Annotated in this window: 15 protein-coding genes; 7 read left to right on the top strand and 8 right to left on the bottom strand. The window is 59.6% G+C overall.

Annotated features, from left to right (window positions below; translation table 11 throughout):
* Positions 1 to 36: 36 nt before the first annotated feature.
* Positions 37 to 924: a LysR family transcriptional regulator gene (locus I5961_RS22550; RefSeq protein WP_085699898.1), complete on the top strand. Its 888-nt coding sequence runs from the start codon at positions 37 to 39 to the stop codon at positions 922 to 924.
* A gap of 55 nt (positions 925 to 979) precedes the next feature.
* Here I5961_RS22550 and glpD read toward each other — a convergent pair whose 3' ends face one another.
* From glpD to I5961_RS22530, 4 genes are all read right to left on the bottom strand, one after another.
* Entirely contained in the window at positions 980 to 2,518 is a 1,539-nt protein-coding gene (gene glpD, locus I5961_RS22545) for a glycerol-3-phosphate dehydrogenase (protein WP_085699694.1), read from the bottom strand.
* 319 nt (positions 2,519 to 2,837) lie between these two features.
* Positions 2,838 to 3,593 carry a DeoR/GlpR family transcriptional regulator gene (locus I5961_RS22540; RefSeq protein ID WP_007953179.1) on the bottom strand — a complete coding sequence of 252 codons (756 nt, stop codon included), beginning with the start codon at positions 3,591 to 3,593 and terminating at the stop codon, positions 2,838 to 2,840.
* A 95-nt stretch (positions 3,594 to 3,688) separates the two neighbouring features.
* Positions 3,689 to 5,191: a glycerol kinase GlpK gene (gene glpK, locus I5961_RS22535; RefSeq protein ID WP_085699692.1), complete on the bottom strand. Its 1,503-nt coding sequence runs from the start codon at positions 5,189 to 5,191 to the stop codon at positions 3,689 to 3,691.
* Between the two features lie 78 nt (positions 5,192 to 5,269).
* Positions 5,270 to 6,121, bottom strand: coding sequence for an MIP/aquaporin family protein (locus I5961_RS22530; protein ID WP_007953183.1), 852 nt, complete (start codon positions 6,119 to 6,121; stop codon positions 5,270 to 5,272).
* A 360-nt stretch (positions 6,122 to 6,481) separates the two neighbouring features.
* On the opposite strand from I5961_RS22530, the gene ybaK reads away from it, so the two are divergent.
* Both ybaK and I5961_RS22520 read left to right on the top strand, forming a co-directional pair.
* Positions 6,482 to 6,952 carry a Cys-tRNA(Pro) deacylase gene (gene ybaK, locus I5961_RS22525; protein WP_227233407.1) on the top strand — a complete coding sequence of 157 codons (471 nt, stop codon included), beginning with the start codon at positions 6,482 to 6,484 and terminating at the stop codon, positions 6,950 to 6,952.
* 89 nt (positions 6,953 to 7,041) lie between these two features.
* Positions 7,042 to 7,824: a PhzF family phenazine biosynthesis protein gene (locus tag I5961_RS22520; RefSeq protein WP_085699688.1), complete on the top strand. Its 783-nt coding sequence runs from the start codon at positions 7,042 to 7,044 to the stop codon at positions 7,822 to 7,824.
* Positions 7,825 to 7,873: 49 nt separating this feature from the next.
* On the opposite strand, the gene I5961_RS22515 is transcribed toward I5961_RS22520, so the two are convergent.
* Together I5961_RS22515 and argF are read right to left on the bottom strand one after the other, a co-directional pair.
* Positions 7,874 to 8,983 carry an ABC transporter ATP-binding protein gene (locus I5961_RS22515; RefSeq protein WP_085699686.1) on the bottom strand — a complete coding sequence of 370 codons (1,110 nt, stop codon included), beginning with the start codon at positions 8,981 to 8,983 and terminating at the stop codon, positions 7,874 to 7,876.
* Entirely contained in the window at positions 8,980 to 9,900 is a 921-nt protein-coding gene (argF, locus tag I5961_RS22510; RefSeq protein WP_227233406.1) for an ornithine carbamoyltransferase, read from the bottom strand. The genes I5961_RS22515 and argF overlap by 4 nt, the downstream gene beginning before the upstream one ends.
* Before the next feature lie 405 nt (positions 9,901 to 10,305).
* On the opposite strand from argF, the gene I5961_RS22505 reads away from it, so the two are divergent.
* The 3 genes from I5961_RS22505 to grxD all read left to right on the top strand — a co-directional run bounded on the left by I5961_RS22505 (position 10,306) and on the right by grxD (position 13,270).
* On the top strand, positions 10,306 to 10,596 hold the full coding sequence (locus I5961_RS22505; RefSeq protein ID WP_007953190.1) for a hypothetical protein: 291 nt from the start codon (positions 10,306 to 10,308) through the stop codon (positions 10,594 to 10,596).
* A gap of 129 nt (positions 10,597 to 10,725) precedes the next feature.
* Positions 10,726 to 12,831: a molybdopterin oxidoreductase family protein gene (locus I5961_RS22500; RefSeq protein ID WP_085699682.1), complete on the top strand. Its 2,106-nt coding sequence runs from the start codon at positions 10,726 to 10,728 to the stop codon at positions 12,829 to 12,831.
* Positions 12,832 to 12,928: 97 nt separating this feature from the next.
* Positions 12,929 to 13,270 (top strand): Grx4 family monothiol glutaredoxin, encoded by a 342-nt coding sequence (gene grxD / locus I5961_RS22495; RefSeq protein ID WP_085699680.1) that lies wholly within the window; start codon positions 12,929 to 12,931, stop codon positions 13,268 to 13,270.
* 106 nt (positions 13,271 to 13,376) lie between these two features.
* Here the strand turns inward: grxD and bfr are convergent, their stop codons facing one another.
* Positions 13,377 to 13,853 carry a bacterioferritin gene (bfr, locus tag I5961_RS22490; protein ID WP_085684506.1) on the bottom strand — a complete coding sequence of 159 codons (477 nt, stop codon included), beginning with the start codon at positions 13,851 to 13,853 and terminating at the stop codon, positions 13,377 to 13,379.
* Positions 13,854 to 14,052: 199 nt separating this feature from the next.
* Positions 14,053 to 14,271 (bottom strand): bacterioferritin-associated ferredoxin, encoded by a 219-nt coding sequence (locus I5961_RS22485; protein ID WP_007953193.1) that lies wholly within the window; start codon positions 14,269 to 14,271, stop codon positions 14,053 to 14,055.
* Between the two features lie 291 nt (positions 14,272 to 14,562).
* Here I5961_RS22485 and I5961_RS22480 point away from each other — a divergent pair, with 291 nt between their 5' ends.
* Positions 14,563 to 15,165, top strand: coding sequence for a peroxiredoxin (locus I5961_RS22480; RefSeq protein ID WP_085580234.1), 603 nt, complete (start codon positions 14,563 to 14,565; stop codon positions 15,163 to 15,165).
* Positions 15,166 to 15,168 lie beyond the last annotated feature (3 nt).

Here is a 15,168-nt window from a genome sequence, read left to right as displayed (position 1 = left end):
AATGTTTGAAGGAATTAAACAGTGAACGCTACCGCCATGCATGCTCATCTGAATCGGGTTCAGACATTTCTCGCCGTGGTCGACTTTGGCTCTTACACCAAGGCCGCGAACTATCTGAGTATCAGCAAAGCCATGGCCAGCCTGCATGTCAAGGCGCTGGAAGAAGTTCTTTCGGCGACACTGCTGATCCGCAATACCCGAAACATATCGCTGACTGAAATAGGTCAGGACTTCTATGAGGAGTTCAAGGGCATTGTCGCGGATATCGATAATGCCTTTGATAATGTGCTCAAGGGTAATAACCGGGTTTCCGGAAAGTTACGAATTAGTTCAACCAGCGAGTACGGCGAGAAGTTCATTCTTCCGTTGATTCCATTGTTCAACGAGCGTTATCCGGAAATCCGCCTGAGCTACAACTTCAACTCGTCGTTGAATGATCTGGTGGCGGAAAAACTGGATCTGGTAGTGCGTCTTGGCAATCTGGCGGATTCGGCCTTCAAGAGTCGCAAGCTGGCGGATTATCAGATCGTGCTGGTGGCGACTCCGGCATTTCTCGAACGTCATCCGGTGGCATTGCCGCAGGATCTGAACGGTGTGCCATGGATTGCCAACAGCAATCTGCAGGCGCCTACGCAATGGGTTTTGCGCGATGATCAGGGGCGGGCGGTGGAGGTCAATGGCATCAGCCATTTCGAATCCAATTCCTCGACGGCGATTCGTTCGATGACCTTGTCGTCGCTCGGTGTCTCGGTGCTGCCGGGCTGGGTGGTCGAGGATGATATCGCCAGCGGACGACTGATTCGCCTGTTGCCGGCCTATGCGTTGCCATCGCAGTCGATCAACGTCGTCTTCCCCAACACCGCGCATCTGCCGCACAAATCCCGGGCGTTCATCGATTTCCTCCTGCTGCATCTGGCGCAGTAACGCGAAAGCCCCTGAATCTCGCGATTCAGGGGCTTTCGTTTGAGCGGCTTGAAGATCAGGCTGCTTCGATCTTGTTGCGGTTCTGCTCGACCTGGTTCAGGTAGGCCGCCAGTTTTTCCTGTTCGGCCGGGGTGGTGAACAGGCCCAGCTTGCTGCGGCGCCACAGAATGTCGTGAGCGGTGGTGGCCCACTCTTCGGCGCACAGATAATCGACTTCACGGGTGTAGAGACCGCCGCCGATGTGTTCGCCCATGTCGGCCAGGCTGTCCACGCCTTCGAGCATGCGCCAGGTACGGCTGCCGTAGGTGGTGGCCCAGCGGCGGGCGATTTCGGTCGGAACCCAGTCGAACCTGTCGCGGATCAGCGCGCTCAGGGCCTGTGGCGTGGTCATGTCTTCACCACCCGGCAGGGTGGCGGTGGCCGTCCAGCTCGGGCGCATCTGGGTGAAGTACGGCATCAACTGCGCCATCGCCGACTCGGCGAGTTTGCGATAGGTGGTCAGCTTGCCGCCAAACACCGACAGCAGCGGCGCTTCTTCGGTGCTGCCGGACAGCGCGAGGGTGTAGTCGCGGGTCACGGCGGACGGGTTGTCAGATTCGTCGTTGCACAACGGACGCACGCCCGAGTAGGTGTGCAGGATGTCGTCACGGCTGATCTGCTTCTTGAAGTGGGCGTTGACCACTTTGAGCAGGTAATCGGTTTCGCCGTCGGTGATTGCCACTTTGGCCGGATCCCCGGTGTACTCGCGGTCGGTGGTGCCGATCAGGGTCAGGTTGTTCAGGTACGGAATGGTGAAAACGATGCGCTGATCTTCGTTTTGCAGGATGTGCGCGTGATCGCCTTCGTACAGCTTCGGCACGATGATGTGGCTGCCCTGGATCAGACGGATGCCGTACGGCGATTCCATCTTCAGGTCGTCACGGATGAACTTGGCGACCCATGGGCCGGCGGCGTTCACCAGCGCTCTGGCAGTGATCGAAAACAGGCTGCCGTCGGCGCGTTCCAGGTTCAGGTGCCACAGGCCCTTGGCGCGACGAGCGCTGACGCAACGGGTCTGGGTGTGAATGTGCGCACCTTTTTCACGGGCGGCCATCGCGTTCAGAACCACGAGGCGGGCGTCGTCGACCCAGCAGTCGGAGTATTCGAAGCCTTTGCTGATTTCGCTTTTCAGCGCGCTGTCGGCACCGAACTTCAGGCTTTTGGAGCCTGCGAGTTTTTCGCGCTTGCCGAGGTGGTCATACAGGAACAGACCTGCGCGGATCATCCACGCCGGACGCAGATGCGGGCGGTGCGGCAGGACGAAACGCATTGGCTTGACGATGTGCGGGGCCTTGGCCAGCAGCACTTCGCGTTCGGCCAGGGCTTCGCGCACCAGACGGAATTCATAATGTTCGAGATAGCGCAGTCCACCGTGGATCAGCTTGCTGCTGGCCGACGAGGTGTGGCTGGCCAGATCGTCCTTTTCGCAAAGGAACACCGAAAGACCGCGACCGGCGGCATCCGCTGCGATCCCCACGCCATTGATCCCGCCGCCGATGACGGCGAGGTCGTAGATCTCGGAGATGGGGGGCGTACGCAAGGTAGAGGTGGACATCGGCTGGCCTCGGGCTCTTTTGATTTTCTGTCTTGGAAATCGAACATAAATGTTCATTTGCGAAAATGGTAGCCCATAAAGACGCGCGCAGCCAGTCGACTTCGATTGAAAAAACTCATCGAAGGACGGTTAAAAGAAAATTTTCGAACATTAGATGCGCGTAAGGCGCCGGAGCAGGAGTGATCGTTCCCATGTCGAGGCGTCGAACCGTCCGCGTGGGAACGCATACATTGACGCTCTGCGTCATCTTCTGAATGGGACGCGGAGCGTCCCGGGCTGCGTTCCCACGCAGAGCGTGGGAACGAGAAACAAAGGGGGGTTAAACGACTTCCAGACGAATCTTGTGCTGACTCAGCAGTTGCGCCAGGGCCGGCACCGGTTGCTGATCGGTGACCAGGCAATCGATCAGGCTGATCGGGCCGAGGCGGATCATCGCGTTACGGCCGAACTTGCTGGAGTCCGCCGCCAGGATCACCTGTCGGGCATTGGCGATGATCGCCTGGGACACCCGCACTTCCTGGTAATCGAAGTCGAGCAGGCTGCCGTCCTCATCGATACCGCTGATGCCCACCAGCGCAAAGTCGACCTTGAACTGATTGATGAAATCCACACTCGCCTGACCGACCACGCCGCCATCGCGACGGACATTGCCGCCAGTCAGCAGCACATCGAAATCATCCTTGGCGCTGAGCATCGAAGCGACGTGCAGGTTGTTGGTGATGATTTTCAGATGACTGTGATTGAGCAGGGCGCGGGCGATGGATTCGGTGGTGGTGCCGATGTTGATGAACAGCGAGGCGTGATCGGGAATTTGCGCGGCGATGGCTTCACCGATGCGTTGCTTTTCATCGCGCATCTGATCGGCGCGCATCGCATAGGCGGTGTTTTCGACGCTGGAATCATAGGCGGCGCCGCCATGGTAGCGGCGCAGCAGATTGGCTTCCGCCAGTTGATTGATATCGCGGCGGATGGTTTGCGGGGTAACAACGAACAGCGTGGCCATTTCCTCGATGCTCACATAGCCGCGTTCGCGGACCAGTTCGAGGATTTGCTGCTGACGGGGAGGCAGATTCATGGGGCTTCCTTTGGGCTGCCGTGCAAAATTTGCCCATGATGCCGCAGGAATCCGCTCCCGACCAGTTACATGCCGTTACCAGTCCTCAGACTGGCTTATTCAGCGTCCTCACGTTCCCAGTCGCGGGTACGGCTGACGGCTTTTTTCCAGCCTTTGTACAGCTTCTCTTTTGCCGCTTCGTCCAGGCTTGGTTCGAACTCGCGCTCGATCACTGCCTTGCCGCGCAGTTCTTCCAGGCTGCCCCAGAAACCGCACGCCAGACCGGCCAGATAAGCTGCGCCCAGCGCCGTGGTTTCGCGCATTTTCGGACGCTCGACCTGAGTGCCGAGGATGTCGGCCTGGAACTGCATGAGGAAGTTGTTCGCCACTGCACCGCCATCCACGCGCAGGGCCTTGAGGCGTTCGCCGGAGTCCTGTTGCATGGCGTCGAGAACGTCGCGGGTCTGGTAGGCGATCGACTCCAGTGCGGCGCGGATGATGTGATCCACACGTACGCCACGGGTCAGGCCGAACAGGGCGCCACGGGCATACGGGTCCCAATAGGGAGCGCCGAGGCCGGTGAAGGCCGGCACCAGATAGACGCCGTTGCTGTCCTTCACTTTATTGGCGAAGTATTCGGTGTCGAGGGCGTCGTTGACGATTTTCAGTTCATCGCGCAGCCACTGTACGGTCGAACCGCCGTTGAACACCGCGCCTTCCAGGGCGTAAGCCACTTCGCCGCGCGGGCCGCAAGCGATGGTGGTGAGCATGCCGTGCCGGGATTTCACGGCTTTGTCGCCGGTGTTCATCAGCAGGAAGCAACCGGTGCCGTAGGTGTTTTTCGCCTGGCCCGGCTCGACGCACATCTGGCCGAACAGCGCAGCCTGCTGGTCGCCGGCAATACCGCCAATGGCGATACCGCTTTTGGTGCGGCCGTAGATTTCCGACGACGCTTTGACTTCCGGCAGCATCTCGCGCGGGATGTCGAGGATTTCCAGCATCTTCGCGTCCCACTCCAGCGTGTGGATGTTGAAGAGCATGGTGCGCGAGGCGTTGGTGTAGTCGGTGACGTGGACCTTGCCGCCGGTAAATTTCCAGATCAGCCAGCTGTCGACAGTGCCGAACAGCAATTCGCCGTTGCGCGCGCGCTCGCGGCTGCCTTCGACGTTGTCGAGGATCCACTTCAGCTTGGTGCCGGAGAAGTACGGGTCGGTGACCAGGCCAGTGGTATCGCGGATGTAATCTTCATGACCGTCGCGCTTGAGCTGCTGGCAGATCTCGGTGCTACGGCGGCATTGCCAGACGATCGCGTTGTACACCGGGCGGCCGGTGGTCTTGTCCCAGACCACGGTGGTTTCACGCTGGTTGGTGATGCCGATGGCGGCGACCTGGTCATGGTGCAGACCGGCCTGGGCCAGGGCTTCGACCATCACCGCGCTCTGGGTGGCGAAGATTTCCATCGGGTCGTGTTCGACCCAGCCGGCTTGCGGGTAATGCTGGGCGAATTCGCGTTGTGCGGTGCAGACCACGTTCGCGTCGCGGTCGAAAATGATCGCGCGGGAGCTGGTCGTACCCTGATCGAGGGCAATGATGTAGTTCTTGTTCTGAATGTCGGTCATGTCGATTGCCTTGGACGAAATAAGGGAGAGTGGGCCGTGGCGCGGGCTCTATGAGGGCAGGAGCCCGCGCCGACTGTTTCAAGAAGTTCTTGGTTTGCCGTCAATGGCCGGTTCTGCATCCTTTGTAGCAGGTGTGGCGCCGGTCAGGTGACGGGCAATCAGCCCGCGATACCCGGCAGCGCCGAGGCAGGCACCGACAATCGGTGCAAAAATCGGAATCAGGAAGTACGGGATTTCACGTGCGCCAGTGAAGGAAATTTCACCCCAGCCGGCGAAGAAAGTCATCAGTTTAGGACCGAAGTCCCGAGCCGGATTCATCGCGAAACCGGTCAGCGGGCCCATCGAGCTGCCGATCACGGCAATCAGCAGACCGATCAGCAGCGGCGCCAGCGGGCCTTTCGGCAGGCCGTTGTTGTCGTCGGTCAGGGACATGATCACGCCCATCAAGATCGCGGTGATGATCACCTCGACCAGAAACGCCTGGGCAGTCGACAGCGCCGGGTTCGGGAAGGTGGAGAACACCGACGCCAGTTCGAGGCTGGCTTCAGTGCCGCGAACCATATGGTGAGTTTGTTCGAAATCGAAGAACAGGTTGCTGTACAGCGTATAAACCAGCAGCGCACCGCAAAAGGCGCCGGCGACCTGGGCCAGAATGTAGAACGGCAGTTTGCGCTTTTCGAAGTCGGCAAAAATGCTCAGGGCAATACTGACGGCAGGGTTCAGGTGCGCGCCGGAAACGCCGGCGGTGAGGTAGATCGCCATGCTGACGCCGACGCCCCAGATGATGCTGATTTCCCACAGACCGAAGCTGGCGCCTGCGACCTTGAGCGCGGCGACACAACCCGTACCGAAAAAGATCAGGAGTGCAGTGCCCAGAAACTCGGCCAGACACTGGCTCGAGAGCGAAGGTTGCTGTAACGCAGTTGTCATTGAAAACCTCGGTTTTTGTTGTTGTCTGGCGCGTTGCCAAAAGGGCAAGGCGCGATTTTCGCCGAGGCAGGATCCCCATCCTGTTCCCGGTTTACTGCTGGGTGCTGCGGTGACGATAATTCTTGCATTATTCAGATTCGAAAAAATATAGACAAGAAACAAACCTGTCAAAGGTCGAAAGTGAACCATCAGTCACAAATAAACTATCAGTCATGTGAATGATCCTGCAGGTCACCCGGTCTGCGCGGCTGTTATCAGCCTGCAAACTCCGGGAAACGTGGCGCGTGGTAGAGCCTTTTGCACAACGATGGCCTAAAATTCGCCGCAGGATTTTTTGCCACTGCCGAGCCCGGAGCTGCCATGACCCCTGCGTTGGACTTGTTGAAAAAAGTTCGTGCCGAACATCGCGTGCACAGTTACGAACATGACCCGAAGGCTGCGTCGTATGGCCTGGAGGCCGCGGAAAAGCTGGGGCTCGATCCGGCGCAGGTGTTCAAGACGCTGCTGGCGGCCAGTGAGAAGGGTGAGTTGCTGGTGGCCGTGGTACCGGTCGTCGGAAGTCTCGACCTCAAGGGGCTTGCCCACGCCGCCGGAGTGAAAAAAGTCGAGATGGCCGAGCCGGCTGCCGCGCAACGTTCCACCGGTTACTTGTTGGGCGGCATCAGTCCGCTGGGGCAGAAAAAACGCCTGCGTACTTTCATCGATAACTCGGCCCAGCCTTTTGCGACCATCTACGTCAGCGCCGGTCGGCGCGGGCTGGAAGTAGAGCTGGCGCCGGCAGTCTTGGCAGAACACACCCAGGCGAAATTTGCCGACATCGGTCGCCCTTGACGTCTGTATGAAGAAAATTGGCCGGCACTGTCACTGGCGCTGATCCGGCCGGCGCTGCATGCTCGTTCGACTGACACAGGGAGAAGGTTATGCAGCTCGAGTTTCATCAGGTCGATGCGTTCAGTGACCGGCCGTTCAGCGGCAATCCGGCAATGGTCTATCGCCTCGACGCGTGGCTCGCGGACGAACTGATGCAAAAGATCGCCGCCGAGCACAATCTGGCGGAGACCGCGTTTCTGGTGCGCGAAGCACAGGCGTGGCATATCCGCTGGTTCACGCCGACCACCGAGGTGCCGTTGTGTGGTCATGCGACCCTGGCCAGCGCCTATGTGCTGTTCGAGATTTATAAGGAAACGGCCGAGCGTCTGGACTTCACCTGCAAGTCCGGGCCATTGAGCGTCAGTCGCGAAGGCGGCACGCTATGGCTGGATTTTCCGGCCATCGAAGCGGTGGAGAAAGGCGTCACCGTGGAGATCGAGCGGGCGCTGAATGTCCAGGCAGTGGATGTTCTGAGTTCCAACGAGCTGTTTGTGGTGTTGGAGTCCGAGCAGGCGGTGCTTGATTGCCAGCCGGACATGGTCGCCCTCGCCAAATTGCCGTGGTTGGGCGCCATCGTCACCGCCCCGGGCAATCAGCATGACTTCGTCTCACGCTATTTCGCCCCGGCCATCGGCATCAATGAAGACCCGGTGACCGGTTCGACCCATTGCAGTCTGATCCCCTACTGGTCGAAACGTCTGGGCAAATCCAGCCTGACCGCGTGCCAGCGTTCGGCGCGGGGCGGCGAATTGTTTTGTCGGCTGGAAGGCGAGCGAGTGAAGATCGGCGGGAATGCGACGCTGGTGGCCAGCGGCACATTGATGCTGGGCTGAAGCCAAAAAACCAGGGAGCCATCAGGCTCCCTCATTGTTTGCGTGCAGATCAGCGTGCGGCGCTGTAACGGCGGACGCCGTTCTCTGTCGCCGGAATTTGAGCGGCCGTGCTGCCCGACGCCTGGAACAGCACCAGATGTTCCGCCGCCACCCGAATCCCGACATCCGCACCAACCTGATGGTCGGCATGGCTCGGGAAGATCGACTCCAGCTGTGCGCCGGTCGGCAGTTGCAGGCGGTACAGCGTCGAAGCGCCGAGGAACGTCTTGCCGACGATCCGCGCTTTCAAGCCACTGTCCGGCGCGTAAACGATGTCATCCGGACGCAGCAGCACATCCACCGCCCCACCGACCGGCCAGGTGTAGGCGCGATTGCCGCGCAGTTCGCCGAGTTCGGTCTGCACCGATTCCGGGCTGCCGAGCTGGCCGCGAATGAAGTAGCCCTGACCGATGAAGCTGGCCACAAACGGCGTCGCCGGTTCGTGATAGAGGTTGTAGGGCGTGTCCCACTGCTCCAGCCGGCCTTCCTTGAACACGCCGACGTGATCGCTGACGGCGAAGGCTTCTTCCTGGTCGTGCGTCACCAGAATCGCGCTGGTGCCACGGGCCTTGAGGATGTCGCGCACTTCATGGCTCAGCTTGCGACGCAACTCGCCATCGAGGTTGGAGAATGGCTCGTCGAGCAACAGCAGTTGTGGCTCCGGCGCCAAAGCGCGGGCGAGGGCGACACGTTGTTGCTGGCCGCCGGACAACTCGTGAGGGAAGCGTTTGCCGAGGTTCTTCAGATTGACCAGTTCCAGCAGCTCTTCGGTGACACGCTCCTTGTTCGGGTGCTTGCGGATGCCGAAGGCGATGTTGTCCGCGACACTCAGGTGCGGGAACAGCGCGTAGTCCTGGAACACCATGCCGATCCGGCGTTTTTCCGGGGCGAGGGTGAAACCGGCGCTGGAGATCACTTCACCGCCGAGAGAGATTTCCCCTTCGTGCACCGGTTCGAAACCGGCAATCGCGCGCAGGGTGGTGGTCTTGCCGCAACCGGACGAGCCGAGCAGGCAGCCGATGTCGCCGGCGTTGAGGTGCAGATTGAGGTTCTGCACCACACGTTGATCTTGATAGCCGCAAGCGAGGTTGCGCAGGTTCAGCAGTAATTCATGACTCATGCGTGGTGATATGCCGGTTCGACGAGGAACTCGAGCAGGGCCTTCTGTGCGTGGAGACGGTTTTCTGCCTGATCCCAGGCGACGGAGCGCGGGTCATCAAGCAGGTCGAGACTGATTTCTTCACCGCGGTGAGCGGGAAGGCAGTGCAGGAATAACACGTCCTCGGCCGCCAGGTCGAGCAGGGCACGGGTGACCTGGTATGGCGCGAACAGTTTGAGGCGCTGGGCGGTTTCATCTTCCTGACCCATGGAGGTCCAGACGTCGGTACTCACCAGATGCGCGCCGCGCACGGCCTCTTGCGGGTCGCGGACGATGGTCACGCGGTCACCGGCCTTGGCCACGAATTCAGGATTCGGCTCGTAGCCTTCCGGGCAGGCCACGCGCAGCTGGAAGTCGAACTGGATGGCCGCTTCTATATAGCTGTTGCACATGTTGTTGCCGTCGCCGATCCAGGCCACGGTCTTGCCCTGGATCGAGCCGCGGTGCTCGAGAAAGGTTTGCATGTCGGCCAGCAACTGGCACGGGTGCAGGTCATCGGACAGGCCGTTGATCACCGGCACGCGGGAGTTGGCAGCGAATTCGGTCAGGGTGCTGTGGGCAAAGGTCCGGATCATCACCGCGTCGAGCATGCTCGACATGACGATGGCGCAATCGCCGATCGGCTCGCCACGGCCCAGCTGGGTGTCGCGCGGCGACAGAAAGATCGCCTGGCCGCCGAGCTGGATCATGCCGGCCTCGAAAGAGATCCGGGTGCGGGTCGAGGATTTCTCGAAGATCATCCCCAGGACGCGGTTTTTCAGAGGCTCGAAAAGTACGCCGCGGTTACGCAGGTCCTTGAGCTCAACGCCTCGACGGATCACGCTGACCAGCTCTTCGGGCGTGCAATCCATCAGGGAGAGAAAGTGCCTTGCGCTCATCATTGACTACCTTTTTGCTACAAACCGCAGATGCTCAAAGCCTTGTTTATCGGAACAACGGGCGAGACCTGCGGCGTAAGCCGCACGGGGCGACGAAATAGGGGAAGGCGCGATATTGACACTAAATGTCGCGTTTTTCCAATAGGCTACGGTTTTTGCAGAAATGCGCCGGGGTGCAAACAGTGCAAACACTGTGATTTCCGGTCAGTTTTCGAGAGGGCAACGAGGCATTTGTACACTGGCCCCACCGGGCTTGGCAATCAGGCGCGGCGGGGATGGCACAGCTCTGGTCGGTTTGCGACCGGCGAGCCAGCGGTTCGCTTGGTCGGATGCGCAGGTTGAAACATTTGCTAAAGCAAAGTGCTGGGTTATAAATAAATCACGAGCGACGCAGGAAGCCTCCGCATGGAATCGAAAGAAAAACTGTTAATGGAACTGCTGGGCCACACGGCACGCTCATTGACCCACCTCACCGCGTCGATGACCTCGATGTCCTTCGAACTGCTGCGCAGCGATGACGACGTGGTCAAGGCCGCCAGCCGACAGATGATCGACCGCATGGCGACCATCAGCGCCGGGCTCGACGAGCATTGGCGACTGATCGGCGAGCTCACCGGCGTCCACGTCGCCCACGAGCAGATCGAGACCATCCAGGAAATCCAGCTGGCCGCGCCGCCTCAGCTTCCGGCGAACTGACGTGTCCATCGGCGGCCCTGATGGCCGCCGATTCACAAGACAAACGTCGCTGGCGCTCCACCGGGTCGCGGGCCATAGTTTTGTTCCCGCGGGCGTGATTGCCTGCCCAGAACAAGACAGAGACTGGCCATGACCAAGACTCTCCATCACCGTGCCTGCCACCTGTGCGAAGCCATCTGCGGCTTGACCATTGAAACCACCGAAACCGACGGCCAGGTGCAGATCACCTCGATCAAGGGCGATGCTCAGGACACGTTCAGTCGCGGGCACATCTGCCCCAAGGCCGTCGCGCTGCAAGATATCCAGAATGATCCGGATCGCCTGCGTCAGCCCATGCGCCGGGTCGGCAGCGAATGGCTGCCCATCGCTTGGGACGAAGCGTTCGAGCTGGTCGCCGAAAAACTCTCGGCGATTCAGGAGCGTCATGGGCAGAACGCAGTCGCCGTGTATCAGGGCAACCCCAGCGTGCATAACTACGGGTTGATGACCCACAGCAATTACTTCCTCGGCCTGTTGAAAACCCGCAACCGCTATTCGGCGACGTCGGTCGATCAACTACCCCATCACCTGACCAGCTACTTGATGTACGGCCACGGCCTGCTGCTGCCGATCCCGGATATCGATCACACGGACTTCATGCTGATCCTGGGCGGCAACCCGTTGGCGTCCAACGGCAGCATCATGACCGTGCCGGATGTCGAGAAGCGTCTGAAGGCGATTCAGGCCAGGGGCGGCAAAGTGGTAGTGGTCGATCCACGACGCAGCGAGACGGCGGCGATGGCCGATCAGCATTTGTTCGTGCGTCCGGGGGGCGATGCGGCGTTGTTGTTTGGTGTGCTCAATACGCTGTTCAGTGAAGGCCTGACGTCTGAAAGTCATTTGCCGGTGGACGGTCTGGATGAGCTTCGCGCGGCGGTGGCGGGTTTCACCGCCGAAGCCATGAGCCCGTTGTGCGCGGTGCCTGCCGAACAGATCCGCCAATTGGCCCGGGACTTCGCCGCTGCGCCAAGCGCCGTTTGCTACGGCCGGATGGGTGTTTCCACTCAGGCCTTCGGCACGCTGTGCCATTGGGTCGTGCAGTTGATCAATCTGGTCACCGGCAATCTCGACCGCGTTGGCGGTGCACTGTGCACGGAGCCGGCGGTGGATCTGGTGGCCTCGACCTCGGGCGGGCACTTCAATAAATGGCAGAGCCGCGTGTCCGGGCGCCCTGAATATGGCGGCGAGCTGCCAGTCTCGGCACTGGCCGAAGAAATGCTCACCGAAGGCGAGGGGCAGATCCGCGCGCTGATCACCGTGGCCGGCAATCCGGTCCTGTCGACGCCCAACGGCCGGCAACTGGAGCAGGCGCTGGACGGTCTGGAGTTCATGGTCAGCGTCGATCTGTACATCAACGAAACCACGCGCTATGCCGACCTGATCCTGCCGTCCACCTCGGCGCTGGAGAACGATCACTACGACACCACTTTCAACCTGTTCGCGGTGCGCAACGTCACCCGGTTCAACCGGGCGATCCTCGCCAAACCCGAAGGTGCGCTGCATGACTGGGAGATCTTCGTCGGCCTGGCCAAGGCCTTTGCCGCGAAGACCGGCAAGGAGCTGAAACCGACGATGCCGCCGGCGAAGATGATCGACATGGGGTTACGCATGGGCTTGTATGGCGATGCATCCGAGCAAAAATTGTCGCTTGCGACGCTGTTCGATCATCCGCACGGTGTCGACCTGGGAGCGCTCAAACCCAACCTGACTGCGCGGTTGAAGACTGCCAATCAACGGATTCAGGCGGCACCGCCGGAAATCCTCGCCGACTTGGCGCGCTTCGCCGCGTTGCAGGCACCCGCCGCCGATGAGCTGTTGATGATCGGCCGCCGTCATGTGCGCAGCAACAATTCGTGGATGCACAATTATCATCGACTGGTGAAGGGCAAGCCGCGTCATCAGCTGCTGATGAACCCGGACGATCTCGCCAGTCGCGGGCTAAGTGACGGTCAGCTCGTGCGCGTGAGTTCACGGGTCGGCCAGATCGAAGTCGAAGTGCTGGGCAGTGCCGACATGATGAAGGGCGTGGTCAGCCTGCCGCATGGATGGGGCCATGCCCGGCCGGGTGTACAGATGGCGATTGCCAGCGGTCAGCCGGGCTCCAGCGCCAATGACCTGACCGATGAGTGTCAGCTCGACGAGCTGTCGGGCAACGCAGCGCTCAATGGCGTGCCGGTGACGGTGGCAGCGGCTTGAGCATGTCTGTCGGGGAGACCGAGCAGCGCGCTCGGGATTCCGTTACAATGCGCCACCGTGCCGACCCATGAGTCGGAAAGTTCAGCCGAGGTGCTCCATGGATATCATCGAAACGATTAAAGAGCAGATTGCCAACAACACCATTCTGCTTTACATGAAAGGCTCGCCGAATGCCCCGCAGTGTGGCTTCTCCGCGAAAGCTGCGCAGGCTGTGATGGGCTGTGGCGAGAAGTTCGCCTACGTCGACATCCTGCAGAACCCGGAAATCCGTGCCAACCTGCCGAAGTACGCCAACTGGCCGACTTTCCCGCAGTTGTGGGTAGCCGGTGAACTGGTCGGCGGCAGCGACATCATGGCTGAAATGTTCGCCAACGGTGAGCTGCAGACCCTGATCAAGGAAGCATCCGCCAAGGCTGCTGCGGCCAAGTCCGAAGCCTGATTGGTTTCTGCCCGGATTTCAGCGAGTCTGAAATCCGGGCGATAAAAAGCCCCGCCTCTGGAAAGAGAGCGGGGCTTTTTAGTGTCTCGAGTTTAGCGCTGACTGATTACTCGTCTTCACCCATCTGCGATTGCAGATAGTTCTCAAGACCGACCTTGTCGATCAGGCCCAGTTGGGTTTCCAGCCAGTCGATATGTTCTTCTTCGGATTCCAGGATGTCCTCGAGCAGTTCACGGCTGCCGAAGTCACCGACGGATTCGCAGTGGGCGATGGCGACCTTCAGGTCGGCATGGCCAGTCTTCTCGATGCGCAGGTCGCACTCCAGCATTTCCTTGGTGTGCTCGCCGATGTGCAACTTGCCCAGATCCTGCACGTTCGGCAGGCCTTCGAGGAACAGGATGCGCTTGATCAGCTTGTCCGCGTGCTTCATCTCGTCGATGGATTCGTGGTACTCGTGTTTGCCGAGCTTGTTCAGGCCCCAATCTTCATACATGCGCGCATGCAGGAAGTACTGATTGATCGCGACCAGCTCATTGGCAAGGATCTTGTTGAGATGCTGGATGACTGTTACGTCGCCTTTCATGATGGGAGTCCTGCCCTAAGTAGCGGTATATAAGGCGGAGTTTGAGCTTGGTATTTATAAGTGTCAAACCTAAGTTATTGAATAATAAATGAAAATTAATCTGAATAAGAATGTTTGTGTTCCGCGTCTAGGCGCTAAGCAATTGATTTTCAGGCATAAAAAAACCGGACCTAAGTCCGGTTCTTCGAATTCGGGATAATTACGCGGCGGTAAATTCTGCCGGGTAGGGGATCGCGGCCTGGGCGGTTTGCAGCTTGGTCAGGGTTTCGCGAACCACTTCCTTCGCCAGGCACGCACATTTGCCGCATTGGCTGGCTACGCCGGTGGCCTGACGAACTTCTTTGTAGCTGCAGCAACCTTCATAGATCGCTTCGCGGATCTGTCCGTCGGTGACGCCAGTGCAGAGGCAAACATACATAAGTGAGAACCGTCGCTGGTTGTGACTCAATTGCGATGGATCTTAATGTTAACGAGAATGATTGTCAAAGTGCTTTCCCGGTAGTTTTGATCGCCAATGCCTGTGACTGACGAACGGTGGTGCATGGCTGAGTGCCAGCCCGGATTTCGCGAAAAACCTTTAAGGACAGTCGAAAAACGCAGTGTATGATGGTCGGCCCTTGCGAAGAGGGTTCGTGTCACAGGGCTGTCGCCTGAGGGTGGCAGGCTGGCGCGGACCCTGAACTTCAAGTTTCTACACCAGGAGATATCAATGAGCGTACTCGTAGGCAAACAAGCCCCTGACTTCACCGTCCCGGCCGTACTCGGCAATGGCGAGATCGTTGACAGCTTCACCCTGTCCTCGGCCATCAAAGGCAAATACGGCCTGGTGTTCTTCTACCCGCTGGACTTCACCTTCGTCTGCCCGTCCGAGCTGATCGCTCTGGACAACCGCATGGCTGACTTCAAGGCGCGCAACGTAGAAGTGGTCGCTGTGTCGATCGACTCGCACTTCACCCACAACGCCTGGCGCAACACCCCGGTCAACAATGGCGGCATCGGTCAGGTGAAATACACCATGGCTGCCGACATGAAGCACGAAATCGCCAAGGCCTACGACGTTGAATCCGAAGGCGGCGTGGCTTTCCGTGGCGCGTTCCTGATCGACGACAAGGGCGTTGTCCGCTCGCAGATCGTCAACGACCTGCCGCTGGGCCGTAACATGGAAGAGCTGATCCGTCTGGTCGACGCGCTGCAATTCCACGAAGAGCACGGCGAAGTCTGCCCTGCCAACTGGAAAAAAGGCGACAAAGGCATGAACGCTTCGCCAGAAGGCGTTGCGGCTTACCTGACCGAGAACGCTGCTGCCCTGTAAGGC

The organism is Pseudomonas sp. IAC-BECa141 (assembly GCF_020544405.1).
Taxonomy (GTDB): domain Bacteria; phylum Pseudomonadota; class Gammaproteobacteria; order Pseudomonadales; family Pseudomonadaceae; genus Aquipseudomonas.
This window is presented reverse-complemented; position numbering and strand designations above follow the sequence as displayed.